The organism is Sphingomonas rosea, assembly GCF_039538065.1.
Taxonomy (GTDB): Bacteria; Pseudomonadota; Alphaproteobacteria; order Sphingomonadales; family Sphingomonadaceae; genus Sphingomicrobium; species Sphingomicrobium rosea.
This window is the reverse complement of record NZ_BAABBR010000001.1, coordinates 1,012,315-1,034,519: the sequence shown is the minus strand read 5'-3', so window position 1 is coordinate 1,034,519 and position 22,205 is coordinate 1,012,315. Positions and strand designations below refer to the sequence as shown.

The following is a 22,205-nucleotide window of genomic DNA, read 5'->3' as shown; positions in this document are numbered from 1 at the left end:
GAGAAACATGGCTTCCCGCAATCCCAGATTTCACGGCCGGGTCGAAGGCGCCGCCGCCCATTGCGCGGTCCCGGGCTGCCCCGAGCCGGGCGAATTCAAGGCACCGCTCAGCGCTCCCACCTTCGACGGGCCGGGGGCATGGCAATGGCTGTGCCTCGATCACGTGCGTGCGCACAATGCGCGCTACAATTTCTTCGAAGGCATGAGCCCCGACGAGATCGAACAGGCGCAATCGCCGATCGCGGGCTGGGACCGCTCGACGCGCGCCTTCGCGACCGCGGCGGGGGCCGATCCCGCGCCGGCCTGGGCCGACTTCAAGGATCCGCTCGATGCGATCAGCGGCCGATTCAATGGCCGGATGCGGCGCGAATCGCCGGTCCGGAGCCGTTTCTCAGGCGAGGAACGGCAGGCATTGGGCGTGCTCGGCCTCGGTGAGGACAGCGATCTTCACGGGGTGCGCAAGCGCTATTCGGAGCTGGTCCGGCGCTATCACCCCGATCGCAACGGCGGCGACCGGGCGCATGAGAAGAAGCTCGCCGCGGTGCTCGACGCCTGGGCGACGCTGCGCGCGGCGAGCGCCTTCGCCTAGTCCCGGTCGGGCGCGCCCAGAGGAAAATAGTGCCGGAAGGAGCGGGCTTGCTCGACCGCGCGCGAAACTGCCGGATGGGCGAGGAGCCGGGCGCGATAGGCCGCGAGCTTGGGACGGGCGGGGCCGATCGGCTCGACCCAGTCGGCGTAGAACAGTGCCGGCGCCGCGGCGCAATCGGCAATCGTGAACGGCGCGCCGACGGCCCAGCCGTCGTCGGGCAATGCGCCCTCGAGCCAGTCGTAGGTACGGCGAAGCCTCGTCATGGCCTGCTCGATCCCGAACGGATCGCGCTGCCCTTCGGGCCGCAGCGAATCGGTGACGGGAACGGCGGCGTTGTTCATCACGCGCAGATCGAAGATCCGGTCGAAGAAGCGGGCGCGCAAGCCGGCGTCGCCGTCCGGAATCCAGCGATTGGGACCGGGATGACGTCGGTCGAGATGCTCGATGATGATCGAGCTTTCGGCGACGACTTCGCCATCATCGACCAGCAGCGGGAACTGGCCGAAGGGGGTCAGTCCGGCAAATTCCTCGCCATGCTGCTCGACCGAGCGAAACTCGAACGGCGTGTCGTTCGCCCAGAGCGGGATCAGCGCCTTCCAGGTGTAGCTGCTGAATTCGTGGCCGTAGAGGACGAGGCTCACCAGCGATTCTCCTGCATCGCCTGGCGGCGGGCGACCTCGCGGTCACTGACAATCTCGGGTCCGGCCCAGTTGGCGCCGATGTCGCCGGCGGGCTCGTAGGTCGCGACGATTGCCCCCGAGCTTGTCGTCTTCTGGTCGACGAGGCGCATCGCCCGGGCGGCGGGGCCGTCGCCGAGGAGGCGCTTGCCCTGCCCGAGGATCGCCGGGAAGATCATCAGGGTGAGGCGGTCGAGGAGGCCGGCGGCGATCAGCTGGGGATAGAGCGTGCTGCTGCCCTGGATGAGAAGGTCGGGGCCCTCGCCGGCCCGAATCGCGGCGAGCTCGTCGATGCTGGCGACGCGGATGCTGTTCGACCAGGGGAGGTCCTGGCTTCCGCGAGTCAGGACATATTTGGTCGCGGCGGTGAAGTCCGAACCCATCTGCATGGCGGCGGCTTCGCCTTCGTCCTTGCCGGTCATTTCGAACAGCTCGCCATGTCCGGTCGGGTCCTGCCCGACATAGGGCCAGTAGGCGGCGAAGATGTCGTAGGTCCGGCGGCCGAGCAGCAGGTCGTAAGGAGGCGCGAAGAAGGCATCGATCGCCTTGCCCACCCCTTCGTCGAAGAATTGCGGCAGCCAGCCGCCGTGGGCGAAGCCGCCGGTCGGATCCTCGGTCGGGCCGCCGGGGGCCTGACAGACGCCGTCGAGGCTGACGAAGGCACAGCCGCGGATCCTACGCATCGACGGAGTCCCCGCGCCGCGCGGCCTCGATGGCGGCGACGTCGATCTTCTGCATGGTCATCATCGCAGCGAACACCCGGGCCGCGACGGCGGGATCGGGGTCGTTGTTGCCGTCCATCAGCGCGCGCGGCGTGATCTGCCACGAATAGCCCCAGCGATCTTGGCACCACCCGCAGTCGCTCGCCTGCCCCCCGCCCCCGACGATCGCGTCCCAGTAACGGTCGGTCTCCGCCTGGTCTTCGGTCAGCACCATGAAACTGACCGACAGGTTGGGCTTGAAGTCGGGCCCGCCGTTCAGGCCGAGGAACTGACGGCCAAGGACGGTGAACTCGACCGTCAGCTCGTCGCCCCTGGCCCCGCCCGGAAAGTCGGTCGGCGCGCCCATGGCCGGTCCGACGTGGCTGTCGGGAAAGGTGGCGGCGTAGAATTCGGCGGCCTTGCGGGCTTCGCCGCGGTCGAACCACAGGCAGGTGCGCAGCTTGTCGGTCATGCGGCGTCTCCGCGGCGGGGGCCGACAAGGCCGAAGGCGGCGCCCTGGGGATCGATTCCCGTCAGGCTATATTCGCCGCCGGGGATCTGGTGCGGGCCGTTCAGGACCTGCCCGCCCCCGGCTTTCACCGCGGCCATCGCGCGGTCGATGTCGTCGACCCCGAGGTAATAGGTCCAGCGCGGCGTCGCCTGCGGGTGCATGAAGGGCATGATCGCGCCGATCCCCACCCCGCCGTGCTGAAGGAAGAGATAGTCGCCCGCGGGCCCCATCGGCATCGAGCCCTGCTGGGTCCAGCCGAAGTGGCGGGTGTAGAAATCGGTGGCACGGGCGGGGTCGGCCGCGGTGAGTTCGTTCCAGCGGACGTGCCCGGGCCGGTCGACCGAGAAGACGTCGCTGGTGGCGTCGGGCTGTCCGGCCGGGGGCTCGGGCTTCATCAGGTAGACGATCCCGCCGGTCGGATCGGCGATCATCGCCATCCGGCCGACTCCCGGCACCGACCAGGGCGGCATGAGCGCTGTGGCGCCATCGGCCTTCGCAGCCTCGACCGAGGCGTCGACGTCGTCGACGGCGAGATAACCGATCCACATCGGGCGGGCGCCATGCTCCGCCATGGCGGGATCGAGCCGGAGGATTCCGCCGGCATTGCCGCCGTCGGGGCGGCGGATCATGCGATAGTCGAGCTCGCCCGCGGGTTTGGGCTCGATGTCCCAGCCGACGACCGCGTCGTAAAAGGCCTTCGAACCCTCCGGATCGGGGCTCATCAGCTCGTACCAGATGAAGCTGCCTGCAGGGTTAGCCATTGCCTTTCTCCAGCACGACGACGGGCATGAAGCCGCCGAAGATCATGCGCTTGCCGTCGAACGGCATGGGCGTCCCCATCATCTCCTCGTTCTGCATCATCCTGGCAAAGGCGGCGTCGCGGGTTTCCTTGTCGGGCCATTCGATCCACGAGAAGCAGACGGTCTCTCCCTCCTGCCGGTCGACCGCGCGGAAGAAGTCGGTCTGCTTGCCCTCGGAAACGTCGTCGGCCCAGCATTCGACGATGCGGAGCGCACCCTCCTCGATCATGACCGCGTCCATGTGGCGGGCGTGATCGATGAAGGCCTGACGGTCGGTGAGCTTCACGGGGATGGCGAATCCATCGACATAGTTCATGGCTCAGGCCTCCACCTTGTGCGACGCGAGCACGGCGTCGAGCGCGTCGTGCCCGACCAAGGGATTGAAGCCGCCCCAGAACATGCGCTTGCCATCGAACGGCATTTCGCCCTGCGGCTGAAGCTCCGGCATGCCCATGATCTTTTCCCAACCGGCATCGCGGGTCGCCTTGTCGGGCCAGATGACGAAGGAGAAGACGACATTCTCGCCTTCCTCGGCATGGACCGATTGCGGAAAGCTGGTGAGCTTGCCCGGTTCGAGGCCGTCTCCGAGCGTTTCGATCGAGATCCCGCCGAGCTTGGCGGCTTCCCGCGCGAAGGTCTCGGCCATCGCCTTGTACGCGTCGTGCTTGTCCGGGTGCAGGGGCAGGACGAACCCATCGATGTAGGTCATGCGGCTTCTCCCTTGGGCTTGTCGGTATAAAGCGCGAGCTGGTCGGCCAGCGCGCGGGTCAAGGCCGGGCGGGCGATGCCCCGCGCGCGATAGGCGTCGAGGGTGGGATGCTCGGCGACGGGGCCGCCTTCGTCACCAGTGATGCGGAGGACCGCGATCATCATCAGGTCGCCGATGGTGAAACGGTCGCCTTCGAGCCACTCGCGGTCACCGAGCCAGTCGGCGACCCGGGCGAGGCGCCTGGTCAGTTCCTCGCGGGCGGAGGGCTTGCGGAGCTTCGCCCATTCCTCGTTCGGGTAGAAAGCGCCGAGCGCGGCATAGCCCATGACGTAGGGCTCGACGCTGTTGAGCGCGGCATAGGTCCACTGGATGGCGCGGGCGCGGGCGGCAGGTTCGCGCGGCAGGAGGCGCTCGTCCTTCTCGCCGATGTGCTGGACGATGGCGCCGCTCTCGAACAGCTGAAGGTCGCCCTCGCGATAGGCGGGGACCTGGCCGAAGGGCTGCTCGCGGAAATATTCGGGCGGGACCGGGCCGACCGTTCGGACGCAATAGTCGGACCCGGTCTCCTCGAGCGCCCAGCGGACCCGAAGGTCACGGACCTGGCCGCGGGCGAAGGGCGGGACCCAGCCGAAGGTGGTGATCACGATCGGCGCTTCCTCGACGAGAGGCATGGCTCAGGCCTCCTCGACGATCGGCTGGTGCGGGACCTCTCCCATCGCCGCGAGGTTCATCCAGCCCACCTCCCAATGGTGCCCGTCGAGGTCCTCGAAGCTTCGGCCGTACATCATCTCGCCCATTTCCTGGGTCGGGCCGGGGTCGGGCAGGCCGCCCGCCGCCTCGGCGGTGGCGACGAGTTGGTCGACGCCGTCGCGGCTATCGGCCGAGACGCAGAGCAAGACCTGGCTGGTGGCATGGGCGTCGGCGACGGGCTTCTTGGTGAAGGTCGAATAGAAGGGATGCGCGAGGAGCATTACTTTGATCTCGTCGCTCCACGCCATCATGCTCGCCTGCTCGTTCGAGAATTTGGGATCCCTGGTAAAACCGAGCTTCTCGTAGAAGGCGGTCGATCGCGCGACGTCCGTCACGGGCAGGTTGATGAAGATCATCTTGGGCACTGGCTTCCCCTCCATGTGCGACTCGGAACGCTTGAAGGCTGCGCCAATTCGTCATACGTTGCAACCGTGCAGTTAGAAAAAGTGACCTCCCGACGCGAAAACGAGACCAAGCGCGTCTATGACGACGCCTGTGGGACCGCCCATGGGCTCGAACTGGTGGGGGACCGCTGGACTTTGCTGATCATGCGCGAGCTCATGTACGGCCCGCGCCGCTTCTCCGACCTGCGCCGCGACCTCGGCGGGATCAGTGCCAATGTGCTGAGCCAGCGGCTCGAAGAGCTCGAGCGGCGCGGCCTCCTCGGCAAGGTCCGACTGCCGCCGCCGGCCGCGCGCGACGCCTATCAGGCGACCGAATGGGGGCTCGAGGTCAAGACGGTGATCATGGAGCTCGGCCGCTTCGCCGCGCGCTCTCCCGGGCACGATCCCACGCTGCCGCTCAGCCCGGTCTCGATCATGATGAGTTTCGAGACGATGATCGACGAGAAGAAGGCGCGCGGATTCGAGGCGAGGGTCGGCTTCGTCCTCAACGGCGAGCCCTTCACCGCCCGGGTCCGCAAGGGCCGGGTCCGGGTCGTCCGCGGCCTGTCGGACGAGCGCGCGGCGCTGATCACCGCCCCGCCCGAATCCGTCGCCGGAGTGGTCTATGGCGGGGCACCGGCCGAAATGCTGGGTATCGAGGGAGACGAAGCGGTGGCACGGCGTTTCCTCACCCTGTTCACCTTGCCGCCCAAGGCTGACACGCGCGCCAGTTGAGGCCGCGGGCGGCGCCAGCTAGAGCGCGCGCATGGCCGACCTATCCAACGACACCCCGCTGCCCACCGGCGAGACGCTGCTGAGCGCGCCCGACAAGATGGTGAAGGTGCGCGACGCCTTCGGCATCGACAGCGACATGGAAGTGCCGGCCTTTTCGGACGCGGACGAGCGGGTCCCCGACCTCGACCCCGCTTATGTGTTCGACCCCGATACGACACTGGCGATCTGCGCCGGCTTCGCGCGCAACCGCCGGGTGATGGTCCAGGGCTATCACGGCACCGGCAAGTCGACCCACATCGAGCAGGTCGCGGCGCGGCTGAAGTGGCCGTGCATCCGGATCAACCTCGACGCGCACATCAGCCGCATCGACCTCATCGGCCGCGACGCCATCGTGCTTCGCGGCGGCCAGCAGGTGACCGAATTCCGCGAGGGCCTGCTGCCGTGGGCGCTGCAGCACCCGGTCGCGCTGGTGTTCGACGAATATGATGCCGGTCGCCCCGACGTCATGTTCGTGATCCAGCGCGTGCTCGAAGTCGAGGGCAAGCTGACCCTGCTCGACCAGAATCGCGTGATCCGGCCGAATCCCTTCTTCCGGATGTTCGCCACCACCAACACGATCGGGCTGGGCGACACCACCGGGCTCTATCACGGGACGCAGGCGCTCAATCAGGGCCAGCTCGATCGCTGGAACATCGTCACGACGCTCAACTATCTTCCCGCCGCGACCGAGGCGCAGATCGTGCTCGCCAAGTCGGGCGAATATGACAAGCCCGACGGCCGCAAGACGGTCGAGCAGATGGTCAAGGTCGCCGACCTCACCCGCAATGCCTTCATCAACGGCGACATCTCGACCGTGATGAGCCCGCGCACCGTGATCAGCTGGGCGCAGAACGCGCTGATCTTCGGCGACGTCGGCTTCGCCTTCCGCGTGTCGTTCCTCAACAAGTGCGACGAAAGCGAGCGCTCGCTGATCGCCGAAATGTACCAGCGCGTGTTCGGCAAGGACCTCCCCGAGAGCGTGGCCGGCAAGGCCTGATGGCCGAGCAGTCGCCGCTCGATCGCTTCCGCGGAGTGCTGGCCGGCACCGCGCGGGCGATCGCGCGCGATCCCGAGGTCGAGGTCGCCTTCGCGTCCGAGAGCGGCGCGCAGGGAGGCAAGCTCGCCCGCGTCGTCTCGCCGGGGGCGGGACTGGCGCCGAAACTCGTGGCCGAGGCGCGCGGGGCGGCCGACGCGGTGGCGCTGCGGCTTCGGTTCCACGATGCCAAGCTGCACAGCGGACTGTCCCCGGTCGAGCCCGATGCCCGCGCCGTGTTCGACGCGCTCGAGGGCGCGCGGGTCGAGGCGCTCGGCGCCCGCTCCATGGCGGGGGTAAGGGGCAACCTTGCCGAATTGGCCGAGGCGCGGGTCCGGAGCGATGCGATCACGCGCGCGCGGACCGCGGAGGAAGTGCCGCTGGCGACCGCGCTCGGGCTTCTGGCGCGCGAACGGCTGACGGGCGAGGCACCTCCGGATGCCGCGCTGCGCGGGCTCGACCTTGTGCGCGAGTGGATCGAGAGCAGGGCCGGCGGCGACCTCGACGGGCTTGCGCTGACGCTCGACGACCAGGGCGCCTTTGCCGCGCTCGCGCGCAAGCTGCTCGAGGACCTCGAACTGTCGGCGTCGGAGGACCGGCCCGAGGACGAGCCCGATGAGGGCGGCGACGAGGACGAAGGCGAGGACCAGGGCGAAGACGAGAGCGAGGACCAAGACCAGGACGCCGGCGCCTCGGGCGGCGACATGGAGCAGCGCGCCCAGGAAGAACAGACCGACGAGCAGGACCAGGACGCCGAAAGCGAGGAGCAGGACGACGAACCTGCCGAAGCCGGCGAGCAGGGTGAGACGAGCGCCGCCGCGCGGCCCAACCGTCGCCCGAACGAGCCCGAGCTCAGCGGCGACTATCGCGCCTTCACCACCCGCTTCGACGAGGTGGTCGAGGCCTCGGACCTCACCGACGAGGAGGAACTGAACCGCCTCCGCGCCTATCTCGACACGCAGATGAGCGCGCTGGGCGGCGTGGTGACGCGGCTCGCCAACCGCCTGCAGCGGCGGCTGATGGCGCAGCAGGCGCGCTCGTGGGACTTCGATCAGGAGGAAGGGATCCTCGACGCGGCCCGGCTGGCGCGCGTGATCGTCTCGCCCGGGCATAGCCTCAGCTACAAGATCGAGCGCGAGACCGAGTTCAAGGACACGGTGGTCAGCCTGCTGATCGACAATTCGGGCTCGATGCGCGGGCGGCCGATCTCGATCGCGGCGATCAGCGCCGACATCCTCGCCCGCACGCTCGAGCGATGCGGGGTGGCGACCGAGATCCTCGGCTTCACCACGCGGGCGTGGAAGGGCGGGCAGAGCCGCGAGGCCTGGCTCGGCGAAGGCCGGCCGCCCTCGCCCGGCCGCCTCAACGACCTGCGCCACATCATCTACAAGCGGGCGGACGAGCCCTACCGGCATGCGCGGCGCAACCTCGGGCTGATGATGCGCGAGGGTCTGCTCAAGGAGAATATCGACGGGGAGGCGCTGCTGTGGGCGCACAACCGGCTGGTCGCGCGGCCCGAGGAGCGGCGGATCCTGATGGTGATCAGCGACGGCGCGCCGGTGGACGATTCGACCGCGAGCGCCAATGGCGGCGCCTATCTCGAAAAGCATCTGCGGCAGGTGATCGGATGGATCGAAACGCGCTCGCCGGTCGAACTGGCGGCGATTGGGATCGGTCACGACGTGACCCGCTATTACGAGCGGGCGGTGACGATCATGGATGCCGAACAGCTCGGCGGAGCGCTCGTGGAGCAGCTCGCCGGCTTGTTCGAATTACGCAGTTGAAGGCCCATGAGTGGGCCCGGCGGTTATACGCTACTGACCGCCGGGCCCCCCTCGTTACGCGACACGAGGGATCTGGGCGGACGGGCCGACAGGGGGAAAAAGCCCGTCCGTTGAAGGGCTTATGCGCGATTCGCAGTTGAACGAGCCTGAACGCAGGCCACAGCATCTGTTCAGGTTGCTGCGTTTGCCTGCAGCGCTCGCGACCTTGCTGATGGTCGCGATTCTCCATGGCGATGGAATCGATTCGTCGCCTGACCGTGTGCCGGCGCCGCCGAGCATGGCCGCAATCCACTACACCCCCATTCCGCTTCCCGCGCTCGGCGGTCCCACCGGGTGGCGCGTGACGGGGGCATGGAAGGTCTCGGGCACGGAGCCGCGGCTCGCGGGGCTGTCGGGACTGCTGATCGGCGATTCCGGCCATCTGCTCGCGATCAGCGATTCGGGCGTGCTCGTCACCTTGCCCAAGCCGGGCAGCAAGGGCCCGGGCCGGTTCGCGGATCTGCCCGATGGCCCGGGCGTCCCGACCTTCCGTCGGTTCCGCGACTCCGAAGCGATCGCACGACAGGGCGCGCAAACCTGGGTGACCTTCGAGAACCGCCACAGCCTGTGGATCTATGGCGGTGGCCCGCCGCGCCGGCTGGCGCTCCCGGCGCAGGGCTGGAAGCGCAATGCGGGGGTGGAGGCGATGGTCTTCACCCGCGCGGGCCTGCTGATGCTGCCCGAAGAGAGCGATTCGGCGCTGCTCTATCGCGGCGGCAGGCGATTCGCCTCGCTGTCGCTGGCGGGACGGACGGGCGGGATCGCCGATGCGACGCGCCTGCCCGACGGACGCGTAATCGTCGCTGTTCGCGAGGTGACGGCACTCGGGCTGCGAAACCGGCTGGCCCTGCTGGAACGGGACGGGGCCGGGTTGAGGCTGCGGCGCATCGCGCGGCTGTCGCTCGGGCCGTTCGACAATGTGGAGGGACTGGCGGCCGAGCGGCTGGCCGACGGCGCAACGCGGCTCTGGGCGGTCACCGACAATGACGGCTGGCGGCGGACGCTGCTGCTGCGAATCGACATAAGCGAAGGCGCCGCGGCCAACGCCCCGGCGCCTCGTGCTGTTTCAGGACAATAGGGCCCGGCCGAAACCGGGCACCAGGCTCAGGCGGCCGCCTTGGCCTTCTTGGCGAGCTCGCGCTTCAGCTTGCGGGCTTCGGTGCCGAGCTTCTCTTCGCTGGTCTTGGTGAGCCAGTTGTCGAGGCCGCCGACATGCTCGACCGAACGCAGGCCGTGGGTCGAGACGCGCAGCTTGACGCTCTTGCCCAGCGAATCGCTGATCAGGGTCACGTTCTGCAGGTTCGGCAGAAACGTCCGCTTGGTCTTGTTGTTCGCGTGGGAAACATTGTTACCCACCTGCCGGCCCTTGCCGGTCAGCTCGCAGACGCGCGCCATTGGTTCTATCCCGTGATTGATCGAGGGCGCACTCTTGTGAGTGCTCCCGGAAAGCGCTGCCCCCTAACTGCTCGGGCCCATGTCGTCAACCGCAACCGGCTCGCCGCTGGTGCGTTGCCGAGGCGAAACGAACAGGAGAACAAGACCCGTGCGCGCGATCATCCTCTTACTCATCCTGGTGGTAGTCGCCGGCATCGCCGCGGTCGCGACGGGCTTCGTCAACATCAACCAGACTCAGCCGGCGCAGGTGCCGTCGGTTTCCACCACCGGCAATGGCGTTGTCGCCAAGGGCGGGCAGGCGCCCAAGTTCGACGTGTCCACCGGCAAGGTCGAGATCGGCACCGGCGAGCGCACCGTGAAGGTTCCTGAAATCCGCATCGCGCCGAGCGGCAACCAGGCCGTGCCGGCCAACACGGCCGAGACGACCGACTCGACGCAGCGCTGATCAGGCGGCAAGCGGGAGGCCATGGGCTTCCCGCTTCCCTCCCCCATGCGCCGCGCGCTCGACCTTGCCGCCGAAGCGGCCGAGGCGGGCGAAGTGCCGGTCGGCGCGGTGGTGACCTTGGGTGACCGGATCGTCGGCGAAGGCCGCAATGCGATGCGCGCCGGCCAAGACCCCACGGCCCACGCCGAGATGGTCGCCATGCGCGCGGCCGCGGCAGCGCTCGGCACCAGCCGGCTCGACAAATGTACCTTATGGGTCAGCCTCGAGCCCTGCGCGATGTGCGCGGGGGCGATCGCGCTCGCCCGGATCGCCGAACTTCGCTTTGCCGCCGAGGACCCCAAGGGCGGCGCGGTGCTTCACGGGCCGCGATTGTTCGGGCAGCCGACCTGCCATCACCGGCCCGACGTCATCGGCGGGATCGGCGAGGAGGAAGCGGCCGCGCAGTTGCGGACCTTCTTCACGCAACGGCGTTAAAAAACCCCGGCCGCGCTCGTGGCGCGACCGGGGCGAATGACGGTTGTTAGCCGCGGAAGGGAACGACCTTGATCTCGACGCGGCGGTTGGCGGCGCGGTCGGCCTCGGTGCGCTCCGGGTTCACCAGCAGCTGGGTCTCGCCGAAGCCGCGGGTCGCCATGCGGGCGCGGGCGACGCCGCGGGCCGAGAGATAGCTGGCGACCGAATCGGCGCGGCGCTCGGACAGCGTCTGGTTGTACGAGTTCGACCCGCTCGAATCGGTGTGACCGTAGATGTCGATGTAGGTCTGGTTGTACTGCGACAGCGTGCTCGCGACCTCGTTCAGGGTCGACTGGAACTGCGGCTGGATGTCGTAGCGGTTGTAGGCGAAGGTGATCCCGCTCGGCATGCGCAGGACGAGGTCGTCGCCCTGGCGGATGACGTCGACGCCGGTGCCGGCGGTCTCGCGGCGAAGCTCGGCTTCCTGCTGGTCCATGTAGCGACCGACGGCAGCGCCACCGAGGGCACCGATGCCCGCGCCGATGATCTGCTCGGTGCGGCTGTTGCGGCCGCCGATGATGTCGCCGAGGATATAGCCAGCGCCGGTGCCGAGGATCGCGCCGAGGCCAGTGTTGCTGAGGCGGCGGTTGCCGGTCTCGGGGTTGGTCGTGCAGGCGCTGGTCGCCATCAGCGAGGCGGCCATCAGGCCGATCGTCAGCTTCTTGCCATTGGTCATCGTGTTACTCTCCCGTTCGTGAATTTATTTCGGCGAGGAAACCGGCGGCGGTTGCGGATGGTTCCGTCTCCATAACGACCGGCACCTTGCCGCTGACGACGAATGAAGGCTAATAGCTGACCCCTCGATGAGCGGCACCCTGCTCCCCTTTCCCTGGTTCGACCTGGTCCTGATCCTCGCGTTGATCGCGTTGAACGGCGTCTTCGCGATGAGCGAACTGGCGATCGTTTCGGCGCGCGAGGCGCGGCTGAAGGCGCTCGCCAAGAGCGGCAGCGGCGGGGCCAAGGTGGCGCTCCATCTCGCCTCGGACCCCGGCCGCTTCCTTTCGACCGTGCAGATCGGGATCACGCTGATCGGGATTCTCGCCGGCGCCTACTCGGGCGCGAGCCTCGGCGATCCGGTGGCGCAGCGGCTCCAATTCCTGGGCCTCGATCCCGACCTCGCCAAGCAGGTCGGCTTCGGGCTGGTCATCGCGGTGACGACCTATCTCTCGCTGATCGTCGGCGAGCTCGTCCCCAAGCAGTTCGCGCTGCGCAATCCCGAGCGGATCGCGACGCTCGTCGCGCGGCCGATGCTCCTGCTGAGCAAGGTGACGTCGCCGTTGGTGTGGGTGCTCGACAAGAGCAGCATGCTGATCTTCCGCGTGCTCGGGCTCAACCGGACCAACGAGAACCAGGTCACTGCCGAGGAGCTTCACCTGGTGGTTGCCGAGGCGCAGACCGCCGGCGTCCTCGAGGAATCGGAGCGGGCGATCATTTCGGGAATCGTCCGGCTCGCCGACCGCCCGGTGCGCGAGGTGATGACCCCGCGGACCGAGGTCGACTGGATCGACATCGACAGCACGCCCGACCAGCTTCGCGCCGCGCTGGCCGAGACCCCGCACAGCCGTCTTCCGGTTGCCGAGGGTACGGTCGAGAAGATCGTCGGCGTGATCCAGACCCGCGACATGCTCGACGCGATGCTCGACGGCCGCCCACTCGACCTGCGCGCGCTGGCCCGCAAGGCGCAGGTCATTCCCGACGTCATGGACGCGATGGACGCGCTGACCGTGCTGCGCTCGGCCGAAGTGCCGCTGGCGCTGGTTCACGACGAATATGGCCATCTCGACGGGATCGTGACCCCGGGCTCGATCCTCGCCGCGCTTGCCGGCACCTTCGCCAACGATGCCGACGACGACGACGATCCTCCGCTGGTCGAGCGCGAGGACGGCAGTTTCCTTGTCTCGGGCTCGGCCAATGCCGACTGTCTCGAGGACCGGCTGGGGATCAATCTCACCGCCGACCGCGACTATTCCACCGTCGCCGGTTTCGCGCTGGCGGTGCTCAAGCACCTGCCGGTGACGGGCGAATGCTTCGACCATGACGGCTGGCGCTTCGAGGTCGTCGATCTCGACGGGCGCAAGATCGACAAGCTGCTGGTCCGACGACGGCACCGGCGCGAGAAGGTCGAGGACTAGTCCCCACCTTCCCTTTTGCCCCCTTCCCCGCTAAGGGCGCGCCCAAGAAAAGCACCAGACACGAAGGATTTGCATGGCCAAGGAAGAACTTCTCGAGATGCGTGGGCGGGTGGTCGAACTCCTCCCCAACGCGATGTTTCGCGTCGAACTCGAGAATGGCCACGAGATCCTGGGCCACACGGCCGGCAAGATGCGCAAGAACCGCATCCGCGTGCTCACCGGCGACGAAGTGCTGGTCGAACTGACCCCTTACGACCTGACCAAGGGCCGCATCACCTATCGCTTCATGCCCGGCCGCGCGGGTCCTCCCGGCTACAACGGCTAAGCCGAGTCCATGCGCCTGGTCCTCGCCTCGGCGAGTCCGCGCCGGGTCGACCTGCTCGCGCGCATCGGCGTGACCCCGGACGCGGTCCGGCCGGCCGACATCGACGAGGAACCGGGCAAGGACGAACTCCCGCGCCCCCATGCGCTCCGGCTGGCGAGCGAGAAGGCGGCGGCGATCGCCGCGGTCGAACCGCAAGCGCTGGTGCTCGCGGCTGACACGGTGGTCGCGGTCGGGCGCCGGATCCTGCCCAAGGTCGAGGACGAGGAAACGCTGCGCCGCTGCATGGCGCTGCTGAGCGGCCGGCGGCACAAGGTGCTGACCGGCGTCGCGCTCGCCGCTCCGGGGCAAAAGCTCCGGACCAAGCTCGTCGAGACGGTGATCGCGATGAAGCGGCTCTCGGCCGAAGAAATCGACTATTATGCCAGCCATGGCGAATGGCGCGGCAAGGCCGGCGGTTATGCGCTTCAGGGCTATGGCGAAGTCTATGTCCGCTTCATGGCCGGGAGCTGGTCGAACGTCGTCGGCCTGCCGCTGGCCGAGACCCGATTGCTCCTGAAGAGCGCGGGCTATCCGCTTGCCTGAATGGCTCCGCGAGGAGGGGATCGGGGAGACCCGATACGCCCTCGTCGACGGCGACCGGATCCTTGCCGCGCGGATCGCGCCCGAAGGCATGCGCCGGGCGGGCGAGGTGGTGCGCGGGCGGCTGGCCGCAGTGCGGCCGCGGGCGCTGGCAAAGCTCGAGGACGGGACGGAAGTGCTGCTGGCGGCGCGGCCGGCGGGGGTAAGCGAGGGTGCCCGCATCACCATCGAGATCACGCGGCCTGCGCTGCCCGGACCCGAACCGTGGAAGCGGGCGCTTGGCCGTGCGGTGAGCGCCGATGTCGCGCCCGTTTCCGACGCGGTCGAAGCGACTGACCTTCCCTTTCCGCCGGCGGGGCGTGATCGATTGAGCGAGGCTGGGTGGGACGACCTTCTCGCCGAGGCCGACACCGGACGGATCGCCTTCGTCGGGGGCGAATTGCTGGTGGCGCTCACCCCGGCGATGACGGTGATCGACGTCGATGGCTGGCTCAAGCCCGGCGAGCTCGCGGTGGCCGGCGCGGCAGCGGCAGGGGCGGCGATCCGGCGGCTCGACCTCCAGGGCAGTATCGGCATCGATCTGCCGAGCACGCCCGGCAAGGACGCGCGCCAGGCGGCCGCCGCCGCGCTCGATGCGACGCTCGCGGGCGAAGCGTTCGAGCGGACCGCAGTCAACGGCTTCGGCTTCCTGCAAGTGGTCCGGCCGCGGCGCCGCCCGTCGCTGCTCGAACTCGCGCATGATGCCTCAGCCTTTGCGGCGCGGGCGCTGCTCCGGCGGGCGGCGAGGGATCACGGGCCAGCGCGGCTCGCCGTGAATCCCCGCGTCGCGGCGGTGTTCGAGCGGCATTCCGGCTGGCTGGCGGCACTGGGTCGGCAGCGCGGCGGCGCGATCACCTTGCGGTCCGATCCCGCGCTCGCCATCTCTGGCGGCCATGCCGAACCCGTCTAAGCCCTGTCCCTTGTGCAAGAAACCGGCCAGCCCGGATCACGCGCCCTTCTGCTCGCGCGGGTGCAAGGACCGCGATCTCCTGCAGTGGCTCGGTGAAGGCTATCGTATTCCGGGGCCGCCGGCCGATCCCGGGCTGGACAGCGACGGGGACCCTCGTTAGGGGAACCGCTCGCAAGGCCGTTCGGCCTGCCCGCGTGACCGTGGGCCCAGATAGCTCAGTTGGTAGAGCATGCGACTGAAAATCGCAGTGTCGCTGGTTCGATCCCGGCTCTGGGCACCACCCCTTCCCCATTAGCGCCACAATCGATGGCAACCGGTTGAAGGGGTCTGACAGGAAGGGGTTTGGCGTACGTGTCGTCTGACGATCTGCTCGATCCCCGCCTTGGCGTGCTTCGGTCCTACAATATTCTCGATACCCCGCGGGAACGGGACTTTGACGACATCGTGACCCTGGCGGCGCGCCTGTGCGACGTCCCGGTAAGCCTCGTGTCGCTGGTCGACGCCGACCGGCAGTGGTTCAAGGCCGAGGTCGGGCTCGGCTGCAGCGAGACGCCGCTCGAAAGCTCGATCTGCGCGCATGTGATCCGCGAGAATGACTTCGTCGAAATCCCCGATACGCACGCCGACGAGCGGACCCGCGACAATCCGCTTTGCGCCGGCGAGGACGGCATGCGCTTCTATGCGGGCGCGCTGCTCCGCACGGCTGCGGGTGTTCCCTTGGGCACGCTCTGCGTGCTCGACCGGAAGCCACGCACCCTGACGCCGCTGCAGCGCGACGCGCTCGAAGTCCTCGCCCGGCAGGTCATGACTCAGATCGAACTGCGCCAGGTCATCGCGTCCGAGGCCGTGCTGCGCAACGAAATGGATCACCGGATCAAGAACTCGCTGAGCACCGTGGCCGCCTTCGTCCGGCTCGAGCGCCGGTCTGAGGAGGATCCGCACGCCGGCCAGGTGCTCGACCGCGTGGCGCAGCAGATCGACACCGTGTCGCTGCTCCACCGCCACCTCAGCGACGGCAGTCAGCGGCGGGTCGACCTCGCCGCTTATCTGGGCGAGGTGGTCAAGCTGATCGACCAGTCGCAGCCGCCGGCAGTGTCAGTGACGGGTCAGTTCGATCCGCTCGACGTGGAAGCGCGTGAGGCCGCCAATCTTGGCACGATCGTGAACGAGCTTGCCGCCAATGCGGTCAAGCATTCGGTCGGCGACGGCAAGGGCGCGATCATTTTCCGCGGCGAAGCGCTCGAGGGCGGTCGCTACCGGCTGACCTGCCAGGACACTGGATCGCGGCCCGCGACCACCGAGCCGCGCAGCCGGACCGGCATCGGGCTGCGGCTCATCGCCCATTCGGCGCAGCAGCTCAGCGGGACCGTGACGAGCGGGCACGATGGCGAGGGCTACCGAACCGAGATCATCGTCACCCCACGACCGGTCTGAACAGCCCGCTGCAGCATCCACCCGAAGCGGGCGCCTCGCTAACCATTTGCAACTTAACGCAAGTTTGACAGGCGGGGTGTGCCTGTCGCCGGATGCGCGGAGGCACCGGAGGAGCGGAACATGGTTGATAGGGACGTGTCGGCCGCGGGCTGACCTTCCCTTTTCAATCCTGGAGACACTCCATGCTCAAGACCCTTCTTGCCGCCTCGACGTTGCTTGCCGGTTCGGCCGCCATGGCGCAGACCGCGCCCCCGGCCGAGAACGGCCAGCCGGTCGCCGGTCCGGTGACCCCGGCCACCCCCGCGAGCCCCGCGACCCCGGCTACGCCGCCGAGCGATCCGCTGTCGCCCGCGGTTCCGGACACGTCGTCGACCGCCGCGACGCCCGCGACGCCCGCGACGCCGGCAACCCCCGCCTCGCCCGTCAGTGCGAGCAACCAGACGCAGGCCGGAAGCGTGATCGATTCGGAATGGGCCAGCTATGACAAGAACAGCAACGACGCGTTGAGCAAGACCGAGTTCAACAGCTGGATCAGCGCGCTGCAGACGGCGAGCGGCGGGAAGAAGCCGACCAGCGGCTATCTCGCGGCCTCGTTCAAGAAGGCCGATGCCGACAAGAGCGGCAGCGTCAGCAAGGCCGAGCTGACCGCCTACCTCGGCCAGTAAGGGTGCAAGCGCCGCTCCGGGACCACCGGGGCGGCGTTTTGCCGCTCAGGCCAGTTCCTCTTCCGGCGCCGCGACCAAGTCGCCTTCGTCGACATCGGGCTCGTCCTCGGCGCTGACTCCCTTCTCCAGCGCGCGGTCCTGCGCGGCCAGCTCCTCCGCATCGTCGGGATAGATGCCGAAGCGGGCGGCGACGTCGGGCGCGAAGCGGAGGAGATCGGGCCGCAGCTTGATGATCGACACGTCCTTCGCCTTGCCCTCCATCATCACGTCGAATTCGAGTCCTTTGGCATGGCGCATGAAGGTCGCGAATTCGAACGGGTTGGTGAAGTCGCTGTGGCCGGTCCAGATCGGCGGCAGGAGGACGGTCTTCACGCGCGCGGTCGGCTTGACGGGGGCGCGGGTCAGTTCCTTCACCTTGGCTTTCTTGCCCGCCATCGCGGCTTCGCGCTGCTTGGGCGTGATCTTGCGCTTCACTTCGCGCAGCTCGGTGCGCGGCGAGGAGAAGTGGATCTTGGGCCGCACGCCTGTCGGCCAGGTGGCGAGGATCTTCTCGAGCGTGTCGCGCATGTCGAGCCGCTCGGGGTTGAGGCACCAGAAGTGCTGGTAGTCGAAGACGCAGGGCACGCCGCAGCGCTCGGTGATCCACAGGACGTCGGCAGCCGAGAAGCGGATGTCGTCATTTTCGAGGACGAGGCGGCGCTTCACATGCTCGGGGCAGCGGTTGTAGCCCTCGATCCAGCGGGCGCGCGATGCCTCGCGGTCGCCATAGACTCCGCCGACATGGGTGACGAGCACCGCCTCGGGCCCGCAGCCCATGCGGTCGAGCATCTCGGCCTGGCTCGACAGGTCCCAGATCGACTTGGCGGTGAGGTCGGGGTCGGGGCTGTTCAGCAGCACATATTGCGAGGGGTGAAAGGAGAGGCGGATGTCGAGTTCGCGCGCCTTCTTGCCGAACGCCGCCAGCTCGGCGTCGCTTTCGGCCACCATATTGTGGAATTGCGGCATGTCGGGGTGGGTCGCGTAGGGCGCGATGTCCGAGCTCAGCCGGTACATGTCGATCTCGACCTTCTTGAGATAGTCGAGCACGCCGTCGAGCAGCTCGAGGCTGCATTTCAGGTGCGGGTCCTTCTGCCAGCGGCGGCTGTCGCCTGATTTGAGGCCCGGGACGCCCATCACTTTCACCGGAAAGCCGAGGCGCAGGGGACGGTTGGGGTCGATGGTCACGCGATCTGTTCCTCCGGAAAGCCGAGGTCCGCGACGAAGCGGTTCCAGTCGGGAATCTTGAGTGCGCCGCCGCTCGCCGCGCGATGGCCGCTGCCATATTCGCTGCCAGCGCCTTGCGGCCGGCGGTCGGCGAAGAAGCGGATGAGGTCGTGGCCGGCGGCGGTGCGCGCGGCAAAGTGGACCCAGCCGGGGCGATAGGCCTTGTTGGCGGCGATCACGACCTTGTCCTTGAGGCGCGTCCGCCACTGCTGGGCGATCAGGGGATGGATCTGGCACGGGCTGTCGACCGGGATGAGCGCGACATCGCCGCGCACCTTGGGCGCGATCCTCTTCGCGACCTCCATCGCGCCCTTCACCTCTTCCTTGGCAGCGAGGAGAAGCGCGGTCTCGGGATGCTCGCCCGAAAGCAGTTCCTTCGGGTTGTCGCACTTCATCAGGAGGGCGAGCGCGGGCGCGGCATCGGCCGCGGCGGTGCGGCGAGGCGCGTTGATCAGGCTGACGGCCTGGCGAAGCGCGGTCTTGCCGTAGCGACGCTGGGCCGCGGCCATTTCGGCAAAGCCCTTCTCCTCGGCCATGTCGCCGATCAAGCCGATCGCGGCGAGCCAGAGGAGAGGATCGGGGCTGCCGCACGCCCAGTAAGCGAGCAGCGCCGACGTGGGTTCTGGAGTGCAGCCGTTGCCGCTGATGACCAGCGCGTCACCCGGCATGCCGGTGGGGACGTGGTGGTCGAGGAGGCAGGTCGGCGTGCCCGGCAGGATGTCGCCCTCGCGCACGCCGAGGTCGGTGGCGACGATGGCGGACGGGCGTCGGGCCTCGAGTTCGGCGCGGACATGGTCGCTCCACGGCGTCTCGCCCTTGCCGACGAGGCGCACCTCGGCGCCGAGCAGCGAGCGGGCGAGGATCGCGACCGCGCCGAGGCCGTCGGCATCGAAATGGCCGAGAATCAGCGGGCGCGGGCCGGCCTTTCCAAGCCAGTCGCCGAAGGCCGCCGCGGCCGTGGGAGCATCGCATGCCATGACCATTGAACGGCCTTGGCCCCCGACCGTTGCGTCAGGCGTGACGTACCCCACCTGTCTTATGGTCCATCAGATCCAGGAGAATTAGCATGATTACCCGTTCGGCCACCGCGCGCTACGAAGGCCTCGGCAAGACCGGCAAGGGCTGGGTCTCAACCCAGTCGAAGGTCCTCGACCAGAGCCGCTACGGCTTCAACACCCGTTTCGAGGGTGAGCCCGGGACCAATCCCGAGGAGCTGATCGCCGCCGCGCACGCGAGCTGCTTCACCATGGCGCTGAGCTTCGCGCTCGCCGGTGCGGGCCACTCGGAAGGGACGCTCGAAACCGAAGCCAAGGTCAAGCTCGACCAGGATGGCGCGGGCTTCAAGGTGAGTCGTTCGGACCTGAAGCTGGTCGCCAGCGTGCCGGGCATCGAGGAAGCCGAGCTTCGCCGCCTCGCCGAGGAAGCCAAGGCCAATTGCCCGATCTCGAAGCTGCTGAATGCCGAGATGGAGCTCGAGGTCGAGGTGAAGGCCGCCGCGACCGCCTGACCTTGCGCGCCCCTGCCGCACGGGGCAAAGCCATTCCATGGCGGCAGGGGCGAACAGCGGCGACCGGACGGCGGGATTGCTCCTCATGGGAGCGGCGGCGCTGGCGCTGGCCATCGCCAACAGCCCGCTCGCCCACGCCTATCACGCGCTTCTCGAGGCGAAGGTCGGGCCGCTCTCGGTCCATTACTGGATCGCCGACGCGCTGATGGCCTTGTTCTTCCTGCTCGTCGGGCTGGAGGTGAAGCGCGAATGGTATGACGGACAGCTCGCGACCGCCGAGGCCCGGCGGCTGCCGATCATCGCCGCGGCGGTCGGCATGGCGGCACCGGCGCTGGTCTACAAGCTCGTCACGGGCTTCGACCCCGTCTTGTCGCCAGGCTGGGCGATCCCGGCCGCGACCGACATCGCCTTCGCGCTCGGCCTGCTGGCGCTGCTGGGCTCCCGCGCGCCGGCGGGGATCAAGCTGCTGCTCGTCACGATCGCGATCATCGACGACATCGGCGCGGTCGCGATCATCGCGCTCTTCTACACGGCCGACATCGACCTCACCGCGCTGGGCACCGCGCTCGGGCTGGTCGGCGCCATGGCGGCGCTCAACATGTTCGGCGTCCGAAAGCTTTGGCCCTATCTGCTGCTGTTCCCCACGCTTTGGCTGGCGGTGTTCCTGTCGGGCGTGCACGCGACCATCGCCGGGGTGGTGGCCGCGCTGACCATCCCGCTCGGCCGCGGCGAAGCGCGCTCGCCGCTCAAGCTCCTCGAGCACAAGCTCCACCCGGTGGTGATGTTCGGGATCGTGCCGGTCTTCGGCCTCGCCAGCGCGGGCGTGACGATCGGCGGCCTCGACCAATTGTTCGACACCCTGCCGATCGCGATCGCGGCGGGCCTGTTCGTCGGCAAGCAGGTCGGCGTGTTCGGTGCCATCTGGCTGGCCGACCGGGTCGGCCTCGCGCGCAAGCCCGCGTCGCTGCGCTGGACCCACGTCTACGGCGCGGCCTTGCTGTGCGGGGTCGGCTTCACCATGAGCCTGTTCATCGGCGAACTGGCCTTCACCGAGCGGCTGCTGATTGACGAGGCGAAGATCGGGACTTTGCTCGGGTCGCTGCTGTCGGGGATCGTCGGCACGGTGCTGTTGCTGATGACCAAGCCGACGCCCGACGACGCGATCGAGCGCGACGAATGCGACGAGATCTTCGGCGAAGATGCGGACCGCGACCCGACCGTCTGCAACGACCCCCAGGCCGCACCGGTCCATCGCTAGATGCGGTGCTTCTGGGACGAGCGGCAGCGGGCGCACGATCCGGCCCATGAATTCTTCAATGGCGCGCTGCATCCGGCCGCCGACGTGCCGGGGCGGATCGATTCGATCCTCGCTGCCCTGCCCCCGACCGAAGCACCGGATCGCCGCAGCGCGGAGGAGCTTCGCGCGGCGATGCGGTTGGCACATGACGGGGAGTATCTCGACCTCCTCGCCTGCGCGCATGACGAGTGGCTGGCCGAGGGGCGCACCGGCGACGTCCTGCCCTATGCCTTTCCGGTCCAGCGGCGGCCGCTCGACCTCCAGCGGATCGACGCGCGGGTCGGGGCCTATGCCTATGACACCTGCGCGCCGATCGCGGCGGGGACATGGGGCGCGCTCGAGGCGGGGACGGACACGTTGCTTGCCGCTTTGGATGCGGTGCAGGGTGGGGAGCATGCCTTCGCGCTGACCCGCCCACCCGGCCATCATGCCGGCGCGGCGTTCATGGGCGGCTATTCCTATGTCAACTGGGCGGCGGTGGCTGCGCTGGCGAGTGGCCGGCAGACCGCCATCCTCGATCTCGACTATCATCACGGCAACGGGACGCAGGACATCGTTGTCTGGCACGAGGGGGTTCGCTTCGCCTCGCTCCACGCCGATCCGCGAACCGACTACCCGTTTTTCTGGGGCCATGCCGAAGAAAGCGGCGGCAATGTCCTCAATCTCCCGCTTCCGCGCGGTACGGGCGTCGCGGCCTATGACGCAGCCTTGGCGCAGGCGTGCGAGTGGCTCGGCGAGGACGCACCCGACCTCCTCGTGGTGAGCTTCGGCGCGGACACCTTCGAGGGCGATCCGATCAGCCATTTCGCGATCCGCACCGGCGATTATGCGAAGCTCGGCCGACGCTGTGCGGCGCTCGGCTTGCCGACCCTGGTGGTGCTCGAGGGCGGATATGCGGTGGACGCGCTCGGCCACAATGTTGCGGGGTTCCTGTCGGGCTTCTAGGCCGCG

The 22,205-nt window shown here is 68.4% G+C and carries 29 protein-coding genes and 1 tRNA gene; 18 read left to right on the top strand and 12 right to left on the bottom strand.

Features of this window, described 5'->3' with window-relative positions; genetic code table 11:
• Positions 1–7: 7 nt before the first annotated feature.
• Positions 8–589: a J domain-containing protein gene (locus ABD693_RS05115; protein ID WP_344695943.1), complete on the top strand. Its 582-nt coding sequence runs from the start codon at positions 8–10 to the stop codon at positions 587–589.
• Here ABD693_RS05115 and ABD693_RS05110 read toward each other — a convergent pair.
• Genes ABD693_RS05110 through ABD693_RS05075 form a run of 8 tightly spaced genes read right to left on the bottom strand, consistent with a single transcriptional unit; the run spans position 586 to position 5,093 of the window.
• Positions 586–1,230, bottom strand: a complete 645-nt coding sequence (locus tag ABD693_RS05110; protein WP_344695942.1) for a glutathione S-transferase family protein — start codon at positions 1,228–1,230, stop codon at positions 586–588. The two genes, ABD693_RS05115 and ABD693_RS05110, sit on opposite strands and share 4 nt — an antisense overlap.
• Positions 1,227–1,949, bottom strand: coding sequence for a dihydrofolate reductase family protein (locus ABD693_RS05105; protein ID WP_344695941.1), 723 nt, complete (start codon positions 1,947–1,949; stop codon positions 1,227–1,229). The genes ABD693_RS05110 and ABD693_RS05105 overlap by 4 nt, the downstream gene beginning before the upstream one ends.
• On the bottom strand, positions 1,942–2,439 hold the full coding sequence (locus ABD693_RS05100) for a VOC family protein (RefSeq protein WP_344695940.1): 498 nt from the start codon (positions 2,437–2,439) through the stop codon (positions 1,942–1,944). The genes ABD693_RS05105 and ABD693_RS05100 overlap by 8 nt, the downstream gene beginning before the upstream one ends.
• On the bottom strand, positions 2,436–3,239 hold the full coding sequence (locus tag ABD693_RS05095) for a VOC family protein (protein WP_344695939.1): 804 nt from the start codon (positions 3,237–3,239) through the stop codon (positions 2,436–2,438). Before ABD693_RS05095 ends, ABD693_RS05100 begins: the two co-directional genes overlap by 4 nt.
• Positions 3,232–3,594, bottom strand: a complete 363-nt coding sequence (locus ABD693_RS05090; protein WP_344695938.1) for a DUF1428 domain-containing protein — start codon at positions 3,592–3,594, stop codon at positions 3,232–3,234. Before ABD693_RS05090 ends, ABD693_RS05095 begins: the two co-directional genes overlap by 8 nt.
• Positions 3,595–3,597: 3 nt before the next feature.
• A complete protein-coding gene (locus ABD693_RS05085; protein ID WP_344695937.1) occupies positions 3,598–3,987 on the bottom strand; it encodes a DUF1428 domain-containing protein in 390 nt (129 codons plus the stop codon).
• Complete coding sequence (locus ABD693_RS05080; RefSeq protein WP_344695936.1) at positions 3,984–4,658, bottom strand: glutathione S-transferase family protein; 675 nt, start codon at positions 4,656–4,658, stop codon at positions 3,984–3,986. The genes ABD693_RS05085 and ABD693_RS05080 overlap by 4 nt, the downstream gene beginning before the upstream one ends.
• Positions 4,659–4,661: 3 nt before the next feature.
• Positions 4,662–5,093 (bottom strand): VOC family protein, encoded by a 432-nt coding sequence (locus ABD693_RS05075; protein WP_344697574.1) that lies wholly within the window; start codon positions 5,091–5,093, stop codon positions 4,662–4,664.
• A 90-nt stretch (positions 5,094–5,183) separates the two neighbouring features.
• On the opposite strand from ABD693_RS05075, the gene ABD693_RS05070 reads away from it, so the two are divergent.
• The 4 genes from ABD693_RS05070 (at position 5,184) to ABD693_RS05055 (ending at position 9,828) form a co-directional block, all read left to right on the top strand.
• Complete coding sequence (locus tag ABD693_RS05070) at positions 5,184–5,855, top strand: winged helix-turn-helix transcriptional regulator (protein WP_344695935.1); 672 nt, start codon at positions 5,184–5,186, stop codon at positions 5,853–5,855.
• A gap of 31 nt (positions 5,856–5,886) precedes the next feature.
• Positions 5,887–6,891: a cobaltochelatase subunit CobS gene (gene cobS, locus ABD693_RS05065; protein ID WP_344695934.1), complete on the top strand. Its 1,005-nt coding sequence runs from the start codon at positions 5,887–5,889 to the stop codon at positions 6,889–6,891.
• Positions 6,891–8,711 (top strand): cobaltochelatase subunit CobT, encoded by a 1,821-nt coding sequence (gene cobT, locus ABD693_RS05060; RefSeq protein WP_344695933.1) that lies wholly within the window; start codon positions 6,891–6,893, stop codon positions 8,709–8,711. The genes cobS and cobT overlap by 1 nt, the downstream gene beginning before the upstream one ends.
• Positions 8,712–8,832: 121 nt before the next feature.
• Positions 8,833–9,828, top strand: a complete 996-nt coding sequence (locus ABD693_RS05055) for an esterase-like activity of phytase family protein (RefSeq protein ID WP_344695932.1) — start codon at positions 8,833–8,835, stop codon at positions 9,826–9,828.
• Positions 9,829–9,854: 26 nt separating this feature from the next.
• On the opposite strand, the gene rpmB is transcribed toward ABD693_RS05055, so the two are convergent.
• On the bottom strand, positions 9,855–10,145 hold the full coding sequence (gene rpmB / locus ABD693_RS05050; RefSeq protein WP_344695931.1) for a 50S ribosomal protein L28: 291 nt from the start codon (positions 10,143–10,145) through the stop codon (positions 9,855–9,857).
• Positions 10,146–10,293: 148 nt separating this feature from the next.
• Here rpmB and ABD693_RS05045 point away from each other — a divergent pair, with 148 nt between their 5' ends.
• Positions 10,294–10,590: a hypothetical protein gene (locus ABD693_RS05045; protein WP_344695930.1), complete on the top strand. Its 297-nt coding sequence runs from the start codon at positions 10,294–10,296 to the stop codon at positions 10,588–10,590.
• Between the two features lie 21 nt (positions 10,591–10,611).
• A complete protein-coding gene (locus ABD693_RS05040) occupies positions 10,612–11,064 on the top strand; it encodes a nucleoside deaminase (protein WP_344695929.1) in 453 nt (150 codons plus the stop codon).
• Between the two features lie 46 nt (positions 11,065–11,110).
• Here ABD693_RS05040 and ABD693_RS05035 read toward each other — a convergent pair whose 3' ends face one another.
• Positions 11,111–11,779, bottom strand: a complete 669-nt coding sequence (locus tag ABD693_RS05035; RefSeq protein WP_344695928.1) for a YiaD family glycine zipper/OmpA-like lipoprotein — start codon at positions 11,777–11,779, stop codon at positions 11,111–11,113.
• Positions 11,780–11,906: 127 nt separating this feature from the next.
• Between ABD693_RS05035 and ABD693_RS05030 the strand changes: the two genes are divergently transcribed.
• From ABD693_RS05030 to ABD693_RS04995, 8 genes are all read left to right on the top strand, one after another.
• Positions 11,907–13,235 (top strand): hemolysin family protein, encoded by a 1,329-nt coding sequence (locus ABD693_RS05030; protein ID WP_344695927.1) that lies wholly within the window; start codon positions 11,907–11,909, stop codon positions 13,233–13,235.
• A gap of 73 nt (positions 13,236–13,308) precedes the next feature.
• Positions 13,309–13,560, top strand: coding sequence for a translation initiation factor IF-1 (gene infA / locus ABD693_RS05025; RefSeq protein WP_114227326.1), 252 nt, complete (start codon positions 13,309–13,311; stop codon positions 13,558–13,560).
• 9 nt (positions 13,561–13,569) lie between these two features.
• On the top strand, positions 13,570–14,142 hold the full coding sequence (locus tag ABD693_RS05020; protein ID WP_344695926.1) for a Maf family protein: 573 nt from the start codon (positions 13,570–13,572) through the stop codon (positions 14,140–14,142).
• On the top strand, positions 14,135–15,088 hold the full coding sequence (locus tag ABD693_RS05015) for a ribonuclease (RefSeq protein WP_344695925.1): 954 nt from the start codon (positions 14,135–14,137) through the stop codon (positions 15,086–15,088). The genes ABD693_RS05020 and ABD693_RS05015 overlap by 8 nt, the downstream gene beginning before the upstream one ends.
• Positions 15,072–15,248: a DNA gyrase inhibitor YacG gene (locus ABD693_RS05010; protein WP_344695924.1), complete on the top strand. Its 177-nt coding sequence runs from the start codon at positions 15,072–15,074 to the stop codon at positions 15,246–15,248. Before ABD693_RS05015 ends, ABD693_RS05010 begins: the two co-directional genes overlap by 17 nt.
• 44 nt (positions 15,249–15,292) lie before the next feature.
• A tRNA-Phe gene (locus ABD693_RS05005) sits at positions 15,293–15,368 on the top strand.
• Between the two features lie 71 nt (positions 15,369–15,439).
• Positions 15,440–16,522 carry a sensor histidine kinase gene (locus ABD693_RS05000; protein ID WP_344695923.1) on the top strand — a complete coding sequence of 361 codons (1,083 nt, stop codon included), beginning with the start codon at positions 15,440–15,442 and terminating at the stop codon, positions 16,520–16,522.
• A gap of 182 nt (positions 16,523–16,704) precedes the next feature.
• Positions 16,705–17,187: an EF-hand domain-containing protein gene (locus ABD693_RS04995; protein WP_344695922.1), complete on the top strand. Its 483-nt coding sequence runs from the start codon at positions 16,705–16,707 to the stop codon at positions 17,185–17,187.
• 45 nt (positions 17,188–17,232) lie between these two features.
• Here ABD693_RS04995 and uvsE read toward each other — a convergent pair whose 3' ends face one another.
• A complete protein-coding gene (gene uvsE / locus ABD693_RS04990; protein ID WP_344695921.1) occupies positions 17,233–18,411 on the bottom strand; it encodes a UV DNA damage repair endonuclease UvsE in 1,179 nt (392 codons plus the stop codon).
• Entirely contained in the window at positions 18,408–19,427 is a 1,020-nt protein-coding gene (locus tag ABD693_RS04985; protein WP_344695920.1) for a phosphoesterase, read from the bottom strand. The genes uvsE and ABD693_RS04985 overlap by 4 nt, the downstream gene beginning before the upstream one ends.
• An 89-nt stretch (positions 19,428–19,516) precedes the next feature.
• Here ABD693_RS04985 and ABD693_RS04980 point away from each other — a divergent pair, with 89 nt between their 5' ends.
• From ABD693_RS04980 to ABD693_RS04970, 3 genes are read left to right on the top strand one after another with little or no spacing between them, the layout of a single operon-like run.
• Positions 19,517–19,957, top strand: a complete 441-nt coding sequence (locus ABD693_RS04980) for an OsmC family protein (protein WP_344695918.1) — start codon at positions 19,517–19,519, stop codon at positions 19,955–19,957.
• A 37-nt stretch (positions 19,958–19,994) separates the two neighbouring features.
• Positions 19,995–21,215, top strand: a complete 1,221-nt coding sequence (gene nhaA / locus ABD693_RS04975; RefSeq protein ID WP_344695917.1) for a Na+/H+ antiporter NhaA — start codon at positions 19,995–19,997, stop codon at positions 21,213–21,215.
• Entirely contained in the window at positions 21,216–22,199 is a 984-nt protein-coding gene (locus ABD693_RS04970; RefSeq protein ID WP_344695916.1) for an arginase family protein, read from the top strand.
• Positions 22,200–22,205: the final 6 nt, after the last annotated feature.

What these genes read in the sequence shown, in the direction of transcription:
- ABD693_RS05115 (WP_344695943.1), top strand. Translation starts at nt 8, where the DNA reads ATGGCTTCCCGCAATCCCAGATTTCACGGCCGGGTCGAAGGCGCCGCC.
- ABD693_RS05105 (WP_344695941.1), bottom strand. Translation starts at nt 1,949, where the DNA reads ATGCGTAGGATCCGCGGCTGTGCCTTCGTCAGCCTCGACGGCGTCTGT.
- ABD693_RS05100 (WP_344695940.1), bottom strand. Translation starts at nt 2,439, where the DNA reads ATGACCGACAAGCTGCGCACCTGCCTGTGGTTCGACCGCGGCGAAGCC.
- ABD693_RS05095 (WP_344695939.1), bottom strand. Translation starts at nt 3,239, where the DNA reads ATGGCTAACCCTGCAGGCAGCTTCATCTGGTACGAGCTGATGAGCCCC.
- ABD693_RS05090 (WP_344695938.1), bottom strand. Translation starts at nt 3,594, where the DNA reads ATGAACTATGTCGATGGATTCGCCATCCCCGTGAAGCTCACCGACCGT.
- ABD693_RS05085 (WP_344695937.1), bottom strand. Translation starts at nt 3,987, where the DNA reads ATGACCTACATCGATGGGTTCGTCCTGCCCCTGCACCCGGACAAGCAC.
- ABD693_RS05080 (WP_344695936.1), bottom strand. Translation starts at nt 4,658, where the DNA reads ATGCCTCTCGTCGAGGAAGCGCCGATCGTGATCACCACCTTCGGCTGG.
- ABD693_RS05075 (WP_344697574.1), bottom strand. Translation starts at nt 5,093, where the DNA reads ATGATCTTCATCAACCTGCCCGTGACGGACGTCGCGCGATCGACCGCC.
- cobS (WP_344695934.1), top strand. Translation starts at nt 5,887, where the DNA reads ATGGCCGACCTATCCAACGACACCCCGCTGCCCACCGGCGAGACGCTG.
- cobT (WP_344695933.1), top strand. Translation starts at nt 6,891, where the DNA reads ATGGCCGAGCAGTCGCCGCTCGATCGCTTCCGCGGAGTGCTGGCCGGC.
- ABD693_RS05055 (WP_344695932.1), top strand. Translation starts at nt 8,833, where the DNA reads ATGCGCGATTCGCAGTTGAACGAGCCTGAACGCAGGCCACAGCATCTG.
- rpmB (WP_344695931.1), bottom strand. Translation starts at nt 10,145, where the DNA reads ATGGCGCGCGTCTGCGAGCTGACCGGCAAGGGCCGGCAGGTGGGTAAC.
- ABD693_RS05040 (WP_344695929.1), top strand. Translation starts at nt 10,612, where the DNA reads ATGGGCTTCCCGCTTCCCTCCCCCATGCGCCGCGCGCTCGACCTTGCC.
- ABD693_RS05035 (WP_344695928.1), bottom strand. Translation starts at nt 11,779, where the DNA reads ATGACCAATGGCAAGAAGCTGACGATCGGCCTGATGGCCGCCTCGCTG.
- ABD693_RS05030 (WP_344695927.1), top strand. Translation starts at nt 11,907, where the DNA reads ATGAGCGGCACCCTGCTCCCCTTTCCCTGGTTCGACCTGGTCCTGATC.
- infA (WP_114227326.1), top strand. Translation starts at nt 13,309, where the DNA reads ATGGCCAAGGAAGAACTTCTCGAGATGCGTGGGCGGGTGGTCGAACTC.
- ABD693_RS05020 (WP_344695926.1), top strand. Translation starts at nt 13,570, where the DNA reads ATGCGCCTGGTCCTCGCCTCGGCGAGTCCGCGCCGGGTCGACCTGCTC.
- ABD693_RS05010 (WP_344695924.1), top strand. Translation starts at nt 15,072, where the DNA reads ATGCCGAACCCGTCTAAGCCCTGTCCCTTGTGCAAGAAACCGGCCAGC.
- ABD693_RS04995 (WP_344695922.1), top strand. Translation starts at nt 16,705, where the DNA reads ATGCTCAAGACCCTTCTTGCCGCCTCGACGTTGCTTGCCGGTTCGGCC.
- ABD693_RS04985 (WP_344695920.1), bottom strand. Translation starts at nt 19,427, where the DNA reads ATGGCATGCGATGCTCCCACGGCCGCGGCGGCCTTCGGCGACTGGCTT.
- ABD693_RS04980 (WP_344695918.1), top strand. Translation starts at nt 19,517, where the DNA reads ATGATTACCCGTTCGGCCACCGCGCGCTACGAAGGCCTCGGCAAGACC.
- nhaA (WP_344695917.1), top strand. Translation starts at nt 19,995, where the DNA reads ATGGCGGCAGGGGCGAACAGCGGCGACCGGACGGCGGGATTGCTCCTC.
- ABD693_RS04970 (WP_344695916.1), top strand. Translation starts at nt 21,216, where the DNA reads ATGCGGTGCTTCTGGGACGAGCGGCAGCGGGCGCACGATCCGGCCCAT.